This window comes from Actinoplanes sp. NPDC051343 (genome assembly GCF_044455125.1).
Lineage (GTDB): Bacteria > Actinomycetota > Actinomycetes > Mycobacteriales > Micromonosporaceae > Actinoplanes.
In genome coordinates this window covers 102,965-117,894 of record NZ_JBITEL010000016.1, presented here as the reverse complement: position 1 = coordinate 117,894, position 14,930 = coordinate 102,965, and the positions used below count along the sequence as shown (strand labels likewise).

Sequence of the window (14,930 nt, the reverse complement as noted above, 5' to 3'; positions counted from 1 at the left end):
TGTCAGGGCCGTGTCAGAGGCGTGACAGGCCGGGCCTCGAACGTAGTCGGCATGAGAGGCACAGCGATCGAGGTTTCCGGCCTGCGAAAGGCCTTCGGTGACAAGACGGTGCTCGGCGGTATCGACCTGACCGTCGAAGCGGGCACGATTTTCTCCCTGTTGGGCCCCAACGGGGCCGGCAAGACGACGGCGATCAACGTGCTGACGACGCTGAGCAGGGCCGACGGCGGCACCGTGCGGGTCGGCGGCCATGACGTGGTCCGCGAGGCCAAGGCGGTCCGCAAGGCGATCGGCGTGACGGGCCAGTTCGCGGCGGTCGACGAGCTGCTGACCGGCGAGGAGAACCTGCAGCTGATGGCCGATCTGCACCGGGTGGGCCGGCGGATCGTGCCCGAGCTGCTGGAACGCTTCGACCTGACCGGGTCGGCGAAGAAGATGTCGTCGACCTACTCCGGCGGCATGCGCCGCAAGCTCGACCTGGCGATGACGCTGGTCGGCACCCCGGAGATCATTTTCCTGGACGAGCCGACGACCGGCCTCGACCCGCGGAGCCGCCGCACGATGTGGGGCATCATCCGCGAGCTGGTGGCCGGCGGGGTGACCGTCTTCCTGACCACGCAGTACCTCGACGAGGCCGATCAGCTCGCCGACCGGGTCGCCGTGCTCGACCAGGGGCGGCTGGTCGCCGAGGGCACGCCGGCCGGGCTCAAGCGGCAGCTCCCCGGCTCGCACGTCCGGTTGCGGTTTGCGGGCGTACGCGACCTGGACGCGGCCGCCCAGGCTTTCGCCGGCTCGACCCGTGACGAGGACTCGCTGACCCTGACCGTCCCGGGCGACGGCGGCACGAAGTCCCTGCGGGCCCTGCTGGACCGGCTCGCCGAGCACGATATCGAGGCCGAGGAGCTCTCGGTGCACACCCCCGATCTGGACGACGTCTTCCTGGCCCTGACCGGTCATGCGAGCGCGAACACGGAAGGAACCGACAAATGAGCATGGGTGACTCGGCGATCATGCTGCGACGCAACTTCAAACACACGATCCGGAACCCGATCTCGGTCTTCAACGCGATCCTCTTCCCGGTCATCCTCATGCTGATGTTCGTCTATGTGCTGGGCGACGCGTTCAGCGTCGGCGAGCACTACGTGGACTACGCGACGCCCGGCATGATCCTGCTGGCGATCTGCTACGGCCTGAGCGCCACCGCGACCGCCGCCAACTCCGACATGACCAAGGGCATCATCAACCGGTTCAAGGTCATGGACGTCTCGCGGGGCGCCGTGCTGACCGGTCAGGTGATCGGCAGCATGGTCAACAACGTGATCGCGGTGGCGGCCATCGTCGGTACGGCGTTCGCTCTCGGCTTCCGCCCGTCGGCGAGCTTGCTCGACTGGCTCGGTGTCGCCGGGCTGGTACTGCTGGTGGGCTTCGCGATCGGCTGGTTCACGGTCGCCCTGGGCCTGTTCGCCAAGTCGCCGGAGACGGCCGCCATCGGCACCGTCCCGCTGATCATGTTGCCGTTCTTCAGCAGCGCGATCGTCCCGGCCGACAAGATGGGTGCCGGCGTCAAGCAGTTCGCCGAATATCAGCCGTTCACGCCGATCATCGAGACCTTCCGGGACCTGCTGGCCGGCACGCCGCACACCGGTCACCTGATCACCGCGCTGGCCTGGTGCGCGGGTATCGCGATCGTCGGTTACGTCTGGGCGACGTCGACGTTCACGAAGCGAGTGTGACCTCGGCCAGCTCCCGCCAGTCCGGAAGCGCCGTCTCGGTGAAGGCAGAACCGAGGCGGCGCTCGACTTCGCGTGAGATCCGCTCCGCATCGGGGTTGGCACGGTCCGGCAGGCCGCGGACGGCATCGCTCGCGGCGAGCAGCCGCGCGGCCCGCTCGAATTGTTCCTGCCGCACGGCATGGTCGGCGATCCCGACCAGCACGGTGGCGATCAGCGGTGCGATGCCCGTGCCGGCGGTCGCCCGCAGGGCCGCGACGCGGTGCTCCCGAGCCGCCTGGAGGGAGGACGCGAGGTAGCCGAGCAGGTTCTGCAGGAGCCCTGCGACGTTGCCCGCCCCGGCCTCCTCGCCCAGCATCGCGGTCGCGATGGTGAGCTGGCGGCGGGCCTCGCCGACGTCACCGTCCCACCGCGCGATCTCGACCCTCGACAGGGCCAGTTCGGCCAGCGCGCTCGGCCAGGCGACCCGTTGGGCGTACCGCTGCGCCTCGGCCATCGCCGAGGCGCTCGCCGCCCGGTCGCCCTTCAGCCAGTAGAGCTGGGCCTGCCGGGCGCGCAGCGACACCACGTCCTCGGTGACGCCGATCTCGGCGACGACCGCGATCGCCTGCTCGTAGAGCTCGCAGGCGCGGGCGAAGTCGCCGCGGGTGCCGAGCCGGTTGGCCAGTTCCGTCTGGGCGAACGAGATTCCCCAGCGTTCGCCGAGCGCGCGGAACTCGTCGAGCGCCGCCTCGAGCTGGGTGTCGGCCTCGCGGCTGCCGTCGCCCAGCATCACCCGCATCTTGCCCGCCTGCAGGCGGGCCAGGGCGCGCACCCACGGGTCGTCGGCGATGAGCAGGGGGTCGAACGCGGTCGGCAGGTCCTGCGGCCCGCGCAGCATGCGTTCCATCGCGGGCACGAACTGCAGCGCCGGGTGGCCGCCGTGCACCCGCTTCACGACCTCGTCGGCCTTGCGGATCCAGTCCTCGGCGAGGAACTGGTCGCCGTGGCCGGAGGTGACGAACATGGTGACGAGGGCCAGCACCACGGCCCGGTGCTCGTCGTCGGCCTCGCCGGGCATGGTCGCGGCGGCCATGATCAGGTCGTTGCCCTCGGCCTTGTGCCCGCCGAGCCACCAGTACCAGCCGGCGTTGGCGGCCAGCCGCATCGCGCCGTTGGTCTCGCCGGCCGCGAGGGCACCGCGCATCGCGGCCCCGATGTTGTCGTGCTCGGCCTCGAGCCGGGCCAGCCACTGAAGCTGCTCGGCCCGGCGCAGGTGCGGTTCGGCCTCCTCGGCGAGCGAGGTGAAGTAGTCCAGATGCGCGCGCCGGGTCAGGTCGGACTCCCACGCCTCGGCGAGCCGGCGCTCGGCGTACTCCTTGATCGTGCCGAGCATGCGGTAACGCGGCGCCCGGCCGCCGTCGGTGACCACGAGCGACTTCTCGGTCAGCGCGGTCAGCAGCTCCAGGGCGTCGCCGGCGCAGACCCTCTCGGCCGCCTCCAGGGTCGCCCCGCCGGAGAACACCGAGAGCCGCCGCAGCACGGTCCGCTCGGCGTCGGAGAGCAGTTCCCAGCTCCAGTCGACGACCGCCCGCAGCGTCCGGTGCCGGGGCAGCGCGGTGCGGCTGCCCCCGGTCAGCAGGCGGAAACGGTCGTCGAGGCGGTCGGCGAGCTGGTCGAGTGACATCGTGCGCAGCCGGGCCGCGGCCAGTTCGATCGCCAGCGGCATCCCGTCGAGCGCCCGGCAGACCCGCTCCATCGTGGCCAGCGTGTGCGGCTCGGTGCCGAGGCCCGGTCGGACGGCGCCGGCCCGGTCGCGCAGCAGTTGTACGGCGTCCGAGCGCACGTCGAGCGGCTCGACCGGCCAGAGCGCCTCACCGGTGATGCCGAGCGGTTCGCGGCTGGTGGCCAGGATCCGCAGCCGCCGGCACTCCCCGAGCAGCCGGTAGGCGAACGCGGCCGCCGGCTCGATCACGTGCTCGCAGTTGTCGAGGATCAGCAGCGCCTCGCGGTCGCGGAGGGCGGCGACGACCCGGTCGGCCGTCTCGGCGATCGAGGCGTCGCCGAGGATGGCGTCGCGGCGGCCCAGCGCGGCCAGGGTCGCCTGGGCGACGTCGCCGTCGGCGCCGATGGCCGCCAGCTCGACCAGCCAGACCCCGTCCGGTACGGCGTCGAGGAGCGCGCGGCCGGTTTCGGTGGCCAGCCGCGTCTTGCCGGTGCCGCCGGGCCCGGTCAGGGTGGTGAGGCGATGCTGCCCGACCAGGGTCCGCACCGACGAGACGTCGGCATTCTTCCCGACGTAGCTGGTGAGCTCGGCCCGGAGGTTGGACTGCCGCCGCCCGGTCTCACCCCGCAGCAGCGCCACATGAACGGCCGACAGATCGGGCGACGGGTCAACACCCAGCGACTCGGCCAGCGTCTCGCGCGTGCGCTGGAAGACGACGATCGCCTCGTTCTCCCGGCCGTCCGCGGCGAGGGCCCGCATCAGCGCACCGACCAGCCGCTCCCGCAGCGGATGCGCGGCCACCAGATCGGTCAGCTCGGTGACCAGCGCCGCGCCGTGACCCAGCTTGATCTCGGCGTCGGACCGGTCCTCGAGGGCCGTCAGCCGCAGCCCCTCGAGCCTGGTCACCGCCGCGTCGAACACCCCGCTGCCGACCGGGCCGACGTCCGCCATCGCCGCACCGCGCCACAGCGCGAGCGCCTCCGGGAACCGCCCCTGACCGGCCAGACGCTCGAACCGGACCGCGTCGACCGCGTCCGGCGGCACCGCCAGCCGGTAGCCCTCCGAGTGACCCTCGATGGCGCCGGCCGGCAACGCCTTGCGCAGCCGGGACACGAGCCGCTGCAGGGCGTTCGACGCGTCGGCCGGCGGCTGGGAACCCCAGATCCAGTCGACGAGCGTCGCCTTCTGCACCACCCGGCCCGGTTCCAGCGCGAGCGCGATCAGCAGCGCACGCAACCGTGCGCCCGGCACATCGGCGAGGCCGCCGTCGTCGGTGCGCACCTCGAACGAACCCAGCATCCCGATCTGCACGGCACACCCTAACGCTCGTGGTCGCCCCGCCCGACCAGGCCGAGCGCGGCGGTCGCGGCGGCAGTCGCCAGGATCCACCCGGCCACCTGGAGGAAGTCGCTGAGCAGCTGCATCGCCTCGTTGCGGTAGTGCCAGGACGACTTCTGGCCCAGGTCGACCACGGGCACCAGCAGGTCAAGGCTGTAGAGCGCGGGCGAGAAGTTGCCGCAGTAGCCCGGCTGGTCGGCCACCGGGTCGGCGTCGGGCCGCACCACGCAGGCCTGAGTGCGCCCGTCCTCAACCACAGCGGTCGGTGACGGCGCCTCGGACGGGGCGAGGAAGGCGAACACGACGAAGCCGGCCAGCCACAGGCCGAGCAGCCAGTAGAGCGCGAGCTGGAGGCGGTAGCCGTAGCCGACGGTGATCCGGTAGAGGAGGCTCGCGAACGCCATCCAGAGCCCGCGGATCCCGCTCGACGAGGCCGTACGCTGCGCCCATTCCCGCTTGCGCATCTCGAACAGGATCCGGCGGGCGATCGAGTCGGACCCGGTGGCCCGATAGATCGCGGCCAGCTGCAGGTACGGCTGGGAGAGCTGCCCGGTCGGCAGCGCCACGTCGGTCTGCAACGCCGACGGCGGCGGGAGGATCTTGGTGCTCTCGAACCGGCGGATTTGGGTCGCCCACTCCTGCTCCCCCGGCTTGGCGTCGAGGTCGATGTGCACCTGGTATTGCAGCCCGAGCAGGTCGAGCCGCTCCGCCGCCCACAGGTTGCCGTTGTCGGTGAAGGAGAGGATCACCGCCCGCGACATGTCGACGTTGCCCCGCAGCGGCTGCGCCGGAGCCACGACCAGGTCCGGGGTCTGCAGCATGGCCAGGTCGAGGGCCAGGAGCGTCGAGTCGTCGTCGAGCGCGGGCAGCATCCGCAGACGGCTGCGTGCGGCCTCGGCGTCGAGGGGCAGGCTCGCCTCGTACACGGCGGCCACCCCGTACGCGACGTCCTTCATGCCGACCGACCGGCGCACCGTCGCCCTCCGCAGCCGGACCAGTCCCTCGGCTCGCGTGCCGTCGAACCAGGCGTCCCCGCCGATCTCGGCCGCCCCGCCGTCGATCGACGGCAGCGGCAGCCGACCGGCCTCGAGGTCGGCCACCGACTCCGGGTCCCATCGCAGGTGGGCCCCGGTCAGATCGACGTCGCCGGAGATCCGCGCGTCGGTGAACCGGACACCGCCGACCGTGTCGACCCCGGCCAGGAACAGGTCGGAGCAGGTCAGCGTCGACGCGTCGACAGCCGGCCCGTCGTCGCAGGCGATCTCGGCCGAGATGAACTGCACCGACCGCGACACCCGCGCCCCACGGAGCGCGATCGAGCCGCGGGCCCGGAACGGCTGCCCGGACGGGTTGCCGCGAACCGTCCCGGTGATCTGCGCGCCGATCAGGTTCAGCAGCGGGTCGAACGGGATCTCCCGGGCGCCCACCTGATAGATCATCTGGTCGACGACGCAGGGCGCGCTCAGCGACGCCCCCGAGACGAACACCGAACCGGCCGTGACGTCGGACAGTCGCAGCGATCCCTCGGCCCGCATCAGTCCACAGTCGACCGTGCCGCCGATGGTCGCCCGGTTGAGGTTGACCGCGTTGGCGCCGGGCGCCCGCACGATCGACCGCTGAAGCTGCACGTTGTGCTGGATCCGGGCGTCCTGCAGGCAGATCTCGCCGTGCACGTGCGCATCGGTGCCGGTGATCTGTCCCCGCACGACGGCTCCGTCGGCGACCACGGCGTACATCGTGTCGGCCGGCATCCCGATGCCGGCCCGGTCGAACCGCAGATCGCCGCCGATCTCGATGCCGCTGGCCCGCACGCTGCCGTGGGCCTGGAAACTGTCGTCCAGCTCGACGTTGCCGCGCACCTCGGCCCGGTCGAGCACCACCACCGCGACCGGGTCGAACTGGGCGTCCCCGCTCGGCCCGGTCGACCGCCGGTCGCCGACCGGCCCGCCGCCCGCGCTGAGCCGGGCCGCGCTCAGATCGACGTCGCCGCCGATCACCACCCCGGGCAGGTACATCCGGCCGTGCACCTCGAGCAGGTCGTCGGCGCTGCGCAGCGACCCGGTCTGGCGCTGGTGCACCTCGGCGTGCACGATCGACCGCCGCCCCCGGTCGTGGTCGCGGTCGGCGGTCAGCGACCCGGCGACCCGCAGGTCGGGCCCGTTCAGCGCGGTGTCCGGCACCGGGTCGACCGCCGAGCGGGGCGGCGCCGCGAGCCGCGCGCTGTCCAGCTCGAAGTCACCGCCGATCCGGGAGTTGGCCAGGTCGAACAGCCCCCGGCAGTCGATCCGGGGCGCGCTCAGGATGCCGCCGATGGTCAGCCGCCGCATCCGGATCGGGCACCCGCGGGGCACGGCCGCGATCGCGTCGTCCCGGTCGTGCGGCCCGAACACCGACCCGTCCAGGTGCATCGACCCGCCCACGCGCGCGTCGGTGAAATCCACCCCGGCCGGGAACGACGACTCCTTGAGCCACACCTCCAGCGTGATCACACAGGTGGCCGCGTCGATCCACGCCGCGACCGTCCGATCCAGCTGCAGCCCCGGCAACGACGCCTCGAGCAGGTTGAGACCACCCCGGACCATGCAGTCGATCAACGTCAGCTGAATCCCGAGCGTGGCCCCCCGCAGGTCGAGATCCCCGTCGATCTCCACCCCCTGCAGATGCAACTGCCCCGTCGGATGCTCGCCCGACCCGGGCGGCCGCAGCAACGCCTTACGCAGCTCTTCGGCCGGAATCACCCCCGGCGAGTCCACGATCTCCCCGGTGCGGCTCGCCTCCGCCAGCCGCCGCCACAGCTCGTCCGCCCCCATGTCCGCAATCTAGGAAAGGCCTGCGGACACCGCCACCCCCGATTCGGTCACGCTTGGCCGTGATGACCACCGACCGGCCAGCCTCAGCCGCACCGCCGCCCCCCGCCAGAACCCGCCGCAACTGAGACACCGCATTGTGGACCTGACAGCGCGCGGTGACCGCCCGCCGCCGACCAGCCGCCGGTGGGACTGAGGCCGCCCGCCGGCCTGATTCGGGGCAGGCGGCGGGCAAACCATCCGCTCAGGCGGCTGCGGAATCGTTCCGCGGCGGCCGTACGGCGCCGAGCAGCAGGCAGAACTCGTTGCCGTCCGGGTCGGCGAGCTCGACCCGGCTCGCGTCGGACGAGCCGGGACGGGTGGCGCCGAGTGCGAGCAGGCGGTCGAGCTCGGCCGACGGATCGCTCTCGGGCCGCAGGTCGAAGTGGACGCGGCCCTTGCCGACCCGGGGATCGAGCGGCGGCCCGCCCCAGGTGACCTTCGGACCGCCGTGCGGCGAGCGGATCGCGGTCTCCTGGTTCTGATCCCAGACCAGCGGCCAGCCGAGCGCCTCACTCCAGAAGTAGCCGACCGCCTGCGAGCCGTCGCACGACAGGGCGCCGACGAAGCCGCAGCCGGCCAGAAACTGGTTGCCCGGCTCGATGACGCAGAACTCGTTGCCCTCCGGGTCGGCGAGCACCACGTGCCCCTCTTCCGGCTTCTGACCCACGTCGATGTGGCGGCCGCCCAGCTCGAGCGCCCGGGCGACGGTCTCCTGCTGCCCCTCCAGCGACGTGCTCGTCAGGTCGAAATGCATGCGGTTGGGCACCGCCTTGGGCTCGTCGCTCGCCAGGAACCGCAGCCGGAACCCGGTGCCGTCGCCCGGGAGCAGCGCATCACCCTCCGCCTCCCAGCCCAGCAGCGCCGACCAGAACGCCGCCAGGCGCTGCGGTGACCGGGCATCGAAGCAGACCGCAAACAGCTGGGACGTCATCCCGGCAGACTAGGTGCGCTCCGCGAACCCGGCCACCGAATTGCCGCGCACCGTGCCCTACGATGGCGGCCATGCTGGTCCGGCACCGCCTCGCCTTCCTCGTCGGCGTCCTGACGGCCACGGTCGCCCTCGCGGTGCTGCGGCTCGCCGAGATCCCGGTCGTGTCGGCCGTCGCCCTGGGCCTGCTGGGCCTGTTCTGGGTGGGCCTCGCGCTGGCCCCGCTCATTGCCCTCAACGCGCGCCAGCCGCAGACGTTCCAGGTGCACGCGGGCGCCTTCACGTCGGCGCCGCCCCTCGGCGCCATCATGTCGGCCGGAGCATTCACCGCGATGTCGGTGACCCTGGCCGCCGAGAGCATCGACGCGGCCCGGCGCGGCTGGCACGTCGACGCGGTGCAGGTCACGGTCGTCGTGCTGCTGATACTGCTCGCGCCCCTGCAGTGGGGCGGCGTGCTCCGATCGAGCTACGGCCTGTTCCTGCGTCCCGACGGCCTGCTCGACCGGCAGCCTCTGGGCTCGCTGTTCGTGCCGTGGGAGGCGGGCGCCGCCGCCGAGCCGACCACCTACGGCGTCAAGCTCCGCGTCGGCCGCCCCGACCTGATCGTCAAGCGCGGCCTGCGCCCCGGCACCGCCATCCGCACGGGCGCCGACCGCGGCTTCACCGCGTGGGCGGTCAACCTCTACACCGCCCGCCCCGACTTCCGGCCGGCCATCGGCACCCTCGAGGGCCTCCGCCAACTGGTCCCATCACCGCCCGATCCCGCATGACCGCGGACGGCCGTCGCCAGCGTCGAAACGGTAACCCGTGGCGGCCTCCCGAGCCACAAACGTCAAGCCGGGCCAAGCGAACGGCCAAACCGGCGGCTAGCGGTAGCGCGCGTCCTTGAGCGACGGCGTTCGAGCGGCGGGGGATGTGTCGGTCCGATCGGCGGGCCCTGACCGGAACCCGCCGGTATGCACGTCGGCGATCAGGAACGACACCGTGACGCCGATGCCGCGATCTTGCCCGTGCCGGCCACCGAGGCCCCGCCCACGGCCGCCCGGATCGTGCCCTCGCGCACCGCCAACGCTATCCCTTGAGCGTCGAACGCCCCGGCAGCGCCGACCTACCGGCAACCGGCCGCCGCAGCACGGGTGCTGGGCGGTCAGGAGGCGGTCGACAACCGGCCGGGCAACCGCTTCGGGCTGCGCTGGGCCACGCCCGGCGAGCTGGACGGGCTCAACCTGCGGCCCGCGGAGATCAGGCCGCTGCTCGCCGCTTTGCTTGCCGGCGCCTGACCGCTTCGGGGCGGCGCCGGCGCAGCAGGACCGCGGCTACGCCGCCCAGTGGCAGCAGCAGCCAGCAGGAGATCAGGCGGTAGACCAGGACCGCGGCCACCGCGGTCGCCGCCGTTGCGCCGGCCGCGGTCAGGCCGGCGATCAGCGCGGTGTCGATGACGCCGACCCCGCCGGGGGTCAGCGGCACCTGGCGGACGATCTGCACACCCAGGTAGATGCCGGCCAGCGTGGTCGCCCCGACCGGCAGGCCGACCGCCCGGCACGTCGCGGCCAGGCAGAGCAGGTCGGTGAGCCAGTTGATGCCGAGCAGCAGCACCGACACGATCCAGTCGCGGGCCCGCAGTGACGCACCGGCCCGCCAGCCCTCGCGGGCCGACGCCAGGGTGCGGCCGATGAAGCCGGCGCCGGCCGAGCGGGCCGGCCGGCGCATCCAACGGCGTCCGGCGGCTATCGCGCCGAAGGTCAGTGCGGCCAGGACCGCGACGACGATCAGGGGGCGCGGTCCGGCCAGCAGATGCGGGTCGGTGGTGACGAGCGCGGCGAAGCCGGCCACGTAGAGCAGGGCCAGGCCACCGATCGAGGCCAGCCCGGACACGATCATCGAGGCGGTGCCGACCTCGCGCGGGATTCCGGTGCGTTCGTACTCGCGGACCGCGTAGGCCGCCGACACGGCTCCGCCGGCCGGCATGGAGATCGAGAGGGCGGTGCGGGCCAGTGTCACCAGCGCGGCCTGCCGCGCTTTCAGCCGTACGCCGAGGGCGCCCATCAGCAGACGTTGCTGCCATGCGAAAGCACCGAGCGACACGGCTTGGAGCAGTACGGCGAGCGCGACCCACCAATAGTCGGCTCCGGTGAACGCGCTGAGGAAGGAGCGCGGGTCGGGCAGGCGTCCCCACAGACCGAACGCCGCAAGCCCGGTCGCGGCCGCCAGGATCAGGGGCAGCCGGAGCCGGGACCAGGTCCGTTTCGCGCTGGGCACGGGCCGATACTTCCGCACCGCGGCAACCGGGGGCCAGCAGGTGTGACGCAAACGGGCGGCCCGCGTCCGGACCGCCCGGCAGGAACAGCGCGAATCAGCAGTGACCGAGGTCCTGCCACTGGTCGGTCCAGCCCGGTTCCACCCCCTGCGTCCAATACTTCGCTTTCCAGAGGTGCTTGCCCTGCCCGGAGGCGGGACCGTTCGGGTCGCCGTACTTGCTCTTGTCGTGCTTGACCACCGACCCGCCGGTGTAGACCGACGAGAAGTTCCACTCGGGCGCACCGGAGCGATCGGCCGCGGGAGGGGGTGTGGTGGTGGGTCCGGTGGTCGGCGGGGGCGTGGTCGTGCAACCGCCGGTCGAGCTGACCGTGTCCGTGAAAGCGTTCCCGCCCGTACGGTAGGCCGCCGCCTGCGCGGTCGCCTGGGCCGGGCTGAGCACCTGGTTCTTGGCGAAGAGCACCCAGTCGACCTGCTCGGCGTACGTCGAGAGCCCGCCGCTGTGTGCGGCGGTGTCGATGAACCACAGGTTCCAGTTGATGGTCATCGTCTGGCGCGGGTAGTACTGTCGTGCCACCCGTCGAAGCTCTTCCGTTCCTCGGAGTGCACGTTGTCGGCGTACCAGGGCTCGTTCTGGTAGGTGTACCAGCTGGTCTGGTAGTTGATCGGCCCGGGCGCGCCCCACCCGCCGTTGGGCAGATATTTCGTAGGGGGATTTCCGCTATGCGGTGCGCCGGATGCGACCGGCGTAGCGCGCCTCGATCAGAGCGTTGTGCTCTTTTCCGCCGGGCACGTTGTCCGACAGATAGATCGGCGGGGTAACTCCCGCCGCGAGCAGGTTGGTGACCACCTCGGCGACGATCTGCTGGGCCAGCAGCGCCGCGGTGATCGACGAGATCGCGCCGACCGCTCCCCCGCCCGGGATCGGCACGGCCGCGTCGCCGTAGGGCGCCCCGTTGTCGAGCACCACGTCGGCGATCTCACTGAGCTTCCGGCCGCTCGGGTGCCGCGAGTCGACCCCGGCCGAGTGCTTGGCGCTGGTCAGCGCGATCAGCTTGTGGCCACGCTGCTTGACCAGCAGGGCCATCTCGACGACGGCGCCGTTGATGCCGGAGTTGCTGGCGATCACGAAGCAGTCGTCCGGCTTGACCGGTGCCAGCTCGTAGAGCCGGTGCGCGATCTCCGGCCGGCGCTCGAACATCGGGTCGGCCAGCACCTCGGCCGGCTCGCCACCGTAGAGGACGACGTCGCGCAGCGCGATCCGGTTGGTCGGCACCAGGCCACCGGCCCGGCCCGCGATCTCCATCGCCAGGCCCTCGGAGTGACCGCACCCGAACGCCTGGATCACTCCCCCCGCCAGCACGGTCTCGGTCAGCAGGGCGGCAGCGCGGGCCTTCTGCTCGCGCTGGCCGCCGCCGACCTCGGCCACGGCCGCCTGCACGATCTCCAAGAAGCTCATTGCTGTCCTCTCTGCCGCCCGCGCTTGCGGGACGGGATCTTCTCGGGCAGTCGATGGGCGTCCACGGCGCGGACGGTGAGCTCGAGCGCCTCGGCGGTGCGCTCGTACGTCCGCTGGGCGACCGCGACGTAGATCAGGTCGAGCACCAGCAGCTGGGAGTGCAGCGCGGAGAGCGCGGCCAGCCGGAACGTGGTCTCCATGGCCGCGGTCGTGAACACGATGTCGGCCACCTCGGCCAGCGGTGACCGCCCGAAGCTGGTCACGGCCACGGTCAGCGCACCGTGGTCGGCGGCCTCGGCGAGCGTCTCGATGACCTCCCGCGTGCGGCCCGAGTGCGACAGCCCGATGGCGACGTCGCCGGGCAGCAGCAGCGCGGCGTTGGTCAGCGCGGTGTGCGAGTCGGACCGGCTCCACACCGGCACCCGGATGCGCTCGAGCCGGAACGCCATCTCGCCCGCCGCCGTGCCGCTGCTGCCGATCCCGAAGATCTCGACCCGCTTCGCCTCGGCGATCGCGGCGGCCACCCGCTCGACGTCGTCGATCCGCAACGCGGCCGCCGTGCCCTGGATCGCCCGCGTGTCGGCCGCGGTGACCACGCCGAGCACGTCGCTCAGCGGGTCGTCGGGCGCGATGTCACCGCTGATGTCGGTCTCCCAGCGGGCCTGCTCGGCCCGCCCGGTCTCGGTCGCGACCGCCACTCGCAGGTTGGCGTAGCCCTTGAACCCCAGCGTGCGGCTGAACCGGGTCACGGTCGCGGTCGAGGTGCCGGACCGTTCGGCCAGGTCGACGATGCTGGCGTGGGCCGCGGTCTCCGGGTCGGCCAGGATCGTCTCGGCGATCCGCGCCAGGGCCTCCGGCATGCCCGGCCCCTCGATCCGCAGCCGCGCCAGCAGCCCGCCGCTCGCTCCCGTCACGCCGGCCACCCCTTCGATGGACATCGTTTTCATCGATCGCCGTTGCTGATGAAAATTACGACCGGCACGCCGTCTAGTCAACAACAGTTTCATATGTTTCGATTTCCACCATGAATCTCGTGCTCGGGGTGGACGCCGGCGGCACCGCCTCGCGCGCCGTCCTGGCCACGTCGGACGGCACCGTCGTCGGCCGCGGCACGGCCGGTCCGGGCAACCCGATCTCCGCCGGCTCCGCGGCGGCCGTCGCCATCGGTACGGCGATAAGACAGGCCCTGGCCCATCTCAGCCCGACCTCGGTGACCGCCGCGGTCCTGGGCGTCTCCGGCGTCGCGTCCGCCTCCGACCCGGCCGCGCTCGTGCTCGTTCCGATGTGGCGCGAACTGGGCCTGACCTGCCCGCTGACCATCGTCGGCGACGTGGTGACCGCGTTCGCCGCCGGCGCACCCGACCCGTCCGGCACCGTCCTGATCGCCGGCACCGGAGCGATCGCCGCCCGCATCACCGGCTACCGGGTGACCGCCACCGCCGACGGCCTGGGCTGGCTGCTCGGCGACGAGGGCTCGGGACGCTGGATCGGGCTGCAGACCGTACGGGCGGCGGTACGCGACTGGTCGAGCCCGCTGGGCCGGCTGGTCGCCGCCCGCTCGGGCGCCCGCTCGCCCGAGGAGGCCGTCCGCTGGGCCCAGAGCCTGCCGTTCGGCGAGATCGGCGCGCTGACCCCGCCCGTCTGCACGGCGGCCCGGGAGGGAGCACCCGGCGCGGCCCGGATCATCGCCTCGGCCGTCGGCCACCTGATCGCCACGCTCGACGAACTCGCCGCCCCGGGGCCGGTCGTGCTGGCCGGTGGCCTGCTCGTCGCGGACACCCCGGTACGGGACGGCGTCCTCGGCGTACTCGTGAAGCGCGAGGTGCCGACCGGCACCGCGCGCGATCCGGCCGCCGGGGCCGCCTGGCTCGCGGCCCGTCACCTCGGCCCACTGAAGCCGGCCGCCCTGCACGCGGCCCTCCTGTCCGGCGGGCCGGTCAGTCCTTCGCGGGCTCGTTGAGGATCTCGCGGGCCTGCTCGGCCGCCCGCACGATGCTCTCGGCCACGAAGTCCATGAAGCGGGCGATGTTTTCCAGGCGCACGGCGGCCGGGGTGCCCGGTCCGAGGACGGCGATGCCCTGGCGCGCGGTGTCGGAGAACGTCGTGTTCGCCTTCGCACTGGAGATCATCGACTGGTACCACACCTCGGAGTCGACGACGTAGCGCTCGCGGCGGCGCTCGTCGCGCTCCCGGCGGACCAGGCCCAGGTTTTCGAGCAGGGCGATCGCCTTGGAGACGGTCGCCGGGCTGACCTCGAGGGTCTGCACGAGTTCGGCCGCGGTCAGGCTGCCCGAGTCGCTGGTGTAGAGGGCGGCCTGCACGCGGGCCGGCATGCGGGGCAGTCCCGACTGCATGAAGACGGTCGCGAACGCCTCCTCGTAGTCGCGGACGGCCCGGGGGTCGCGCCCGTGCGGAAGCGCGGAGGCGGCCGCGGCCCGCGAGGTGGCCCGCGCGCGGCGGTGGGTGCGCCGCTCGGTCGCGCGATGGGCCAGGTCGGCGCGGTAACCGGCCGGGCCGCCGTTGCGCATCACCTCGCGCGTGACCGTCGACGTCGGACGGTCGAGACGCCGGGCGATCTCCGCGTAGGCGAGGCCGTCGGCCACCCCCAGCGCGATCTGCTGGCGTTCCTGCTGCGTGAGCCGGCCTCCCGGCATCGCCACCTCCT

The 14,930-nt window shown here is 72.6% G+C and carries 13 protein-coding genes; 5 read left to right on the top strand and 8 right to left on the bottom strand.

The features are described from left to right. Positions 1 to 51: 51 nt before the first annotated feature. Positions 52 to 990: an ATP-binding cassette domain-containing protein gene (locus ACIA5C_RS40320; RefSeq protein ID WP_396064902.1), complete on the top strand. Its 939-nt coding sequence runs from the start codon at positions 52 to 54 to the stop codon at positions 988 to 990. After that, positions 987 to 1,733: an ABC transporter permease gene (locus ACIA5C_RS40315; protein WP_396064900.1), complete on the top strand. Its 747-nt coding sequence runs from the start codon at positions 987 to 989 to the stop codon at positions 1,731 to 1,733. Before ACIA5C_RS40320 ends, ACIA5C_RS40315 begins: the two co-directional genes overlap by 4 nt. Here ACIA5C_RS40315 and ACIA5C_RS40310 read toward each other — a convergent pair. The 3 genes from ACIA5C_RS40310 to ACIA5C_RS40300 form a co-directional block, all read right to left on the bottom strand. Continuing rightward, positions 1,717 to 4,746, bottom strand: coding sequence for a BTAD domain-containing putative transcriptional regulator (locus ACIA5C_RS40310; protein ID WP_396064898.1), 3,030 nt, complete (start codon positions 4,744 to 4,746; stop codon positions 1,717 to 1,719). The genes ACIA5C_RS40315 and ACIA5C_RS40310 overlap by 17 nt on opposite strands. A gap of 8 nt (positions 4,747 to 4,754) precedes the next feature. Next, positions 4,755 to 7,583, bottom strand: coding sequence for a hypothetical protein (locus ACIA5C_RS40305; protein WP_396064896.1), 2,829 nt, complete (start codon positions 7,581 to 7,583; stop codon positions 4,755 to 4,757). A gap of 241 nt (positions 7,584 to 7,824) precedes the next feature. Beyond that, a complete protein-coding gene (locus ACIA5C_RS40300; protein WP_396064894.1) occupies positions 7,825 to 8,553 on the bottom strand; it encodes a VOC family protein in 729 nt (242 codons plus the stop codon). A gap of 71 nt (positions 8,554 to 8,624) precedes the next feature. Between ACIA5C_RS40300 and ACIA5C_RS40295 the strand changes: the two genes are divergently transcribed. Together ACIA5C_RS40295 and ACIA5C_RS40290 are read left to right on the top strand one after the other, a co-directional pair. Continuing rightward, a complete protein-coding gene (locus ACIA5C_RS40295; protein ID WP_396064892.1) occupies positions 8,625 to 9,320 on the top strand; it encodes a hypothetical protein in 696 nt (231 codons plus the stop codon). Positions 9,321 to 9,686: 366 nt separating this feature from the next. Then, positions 9,687 to 9,830: a hypothetical protein gene (locus ACIA5C_RS40290; protein ID WP_396064890.1), complete on the top strand. Its 144-nt coding sequence runs from the start codon at positions 9,687 to 9,689 to the stop codon at positions 9,828 to 9,830. Here ACIA5C_RS40290 and ACIA5C_RS40285 read toward each other — a convergent pair. The 4 genes from ACIA5C_RS40285 to ACIA5C_RS40270 form a co-directional block, all read right to left on the bottom strand. Next, entirely contained in the window at positions 9,793 to 10,809 is a 1,017-nt protein-coding gene (locus tag ACIA5C_RS40285) for a YbhN family protein (protein WP_396064888.1), read from the bottom strand. The genes ACIA5C_RS40290 and ACIA5C_RS40285 overlap by 38 nt on opposite strands. Positions 10,810 to 10,903: 94 nt before the next feature. Continuing rightward, a complete protein-coding gene (locus ACIA5C_RS40280; RefSeq protein WP_396064886.1) occupies positions 10,904 to 11,383 on the bottom strand; it encodes a hypothetical protein in 480 nt (159 codons plus the stop codon). Between the two features lie 144 nt (positions 11,384 to 11,527). After that, positions 11,528 to 12,265, bottom strand: coding sequence for a sugar isomerase domain-containing protein (locus ACIA5C_RS40275; protein WP_396064884.1), 738 nt, complete (start codon positions 12,263 to 12,265; stop codon positions 11,528 to 11,530). Further along, on the bottom strand, positions 12,262 to 13,212 hold the full coding sequence (locus ACIA5C_RS40270; RefSeq protein WP_396064882.1) for a MurR/RpiR family transcriptional regulator: 951 nt from the start codon (positions 13,210 to 13,212) through the stop codon (positions 12,262 to 12,264). The genes ACIA5C_RS40275 and ACIA5C_RS40270 overlap by 4 nt, the downstream gene beginning before the upstream one ends. 77 nt (positions 13,213 to 13,289) lie before the next feature. On the opposite strand from ACIA5C_RS40270, the gene ACIA5C_RS40265 reads away from it, so the two are divergent. Beyond that, positions 13,290 to 14,225: an N-acetylglucosamine kinase gene (locus ACIA5C_RS40265; RefSeq protein WP_396064880.1), complete on the top strand. Its 936-nt coding sequence runs from the start codon at positions 13,290 to 13,292 to the stop codon at positions 14,223 to 14,225. Here the strand turns inward: ACIA5C_RS40265 and ACIA5C_RS40260 are convergent. Beyond that, positions 14,203 to 14,919, bottom strand: coding sequence for a helix-turn-helix domain-containing protein (locus ACIA5C_RS40260; RefSeq protein ID WP_396065262.1), 717 nt, complete (start codon positions 14,917 to 14,919; stop codon positions 14,203 to 14,205). The genes ACIA5C_RS40265 and ACIA5C_RS40260 overlap by 23 nt on opposite strands. Between the last annotated feature and the right edge of the window lie 11 nt (positions 14,920 to 14,930).

What these genes read in the sequence shown, in the direction of transcription:
- ACIA5C_RS40320 (WP_396064902.1), top strand. Translation starts at nt 52, where the DNA reads ATGAGAGGCACAGCGATCGAGGTTTCCGGCCTGCGAAAGGCCTTCGGT.
- ACIA5C_RS40315 (WP_396064900.1), top strand. Translation starts at nt 987, where the DNA reads ATGAGCATGGGTGACTCGGCGATCATGCTGCGACGCAACTTCAAACAC.
- ACIA5C_RS40305 (WP_396064896.1), bottom strand. Translation starts at nt 7,583, where the DNA reads ATGGGGGCGGACGAGCTGTGGCGGCGGCTGGCGGAGGCGAGCCGCACC.
- ACIA5C_RS40300 (WP_396064894.1), bottom strand. Translation starts at nt 8,553, where the DNA reads ATGACGTCCCAGCTGTTTGCGGTCTGCTTCGATGCCCGGTCACCGCAG.
- ACIA5C_RS40295 (WP_396064892.1), top strand. Translation starts at nt 8,625, where the DNA reads ATGCTGGTCCGGCACCGCCTCGCCTTCCTCGTCGGCGTCCTGACGGCC.
- ACIA5C_RS40275 (WP_396064884.1), bottom strand. Translation starts at nt 12,265, where the DNA reads ATGAGCTTCTTGGAGATCGTGCAGGCGGCCGTGGCCGAGGTCGGCGGC.
- ACIA5C_RS40270 (WP_396064882.1), bottom strand. Translation starts at nt 13,212, where the DNA reads ATGAAAACGATGTCCATCGAAGGGGTGGCCGGCGTGACGGGAGCGAGC.
- ACIA5C_RS40265 (WP_396064880.1), top strand. Translation starts at nt 13,290, where the DNA reads ATGAATCTCGTGCTCGGGGTGGACGCCGGCGGCACCGCCTCGCGCGCC.
- ACIA5C_RS40260 (WP_396065262.1), bottom strand. Translation starts at nt 14,919, where the DNA reads ATGCCGGGAGGCCGGCTCACGCAGCAGGAACGCCAGCAGATCGCGCTG.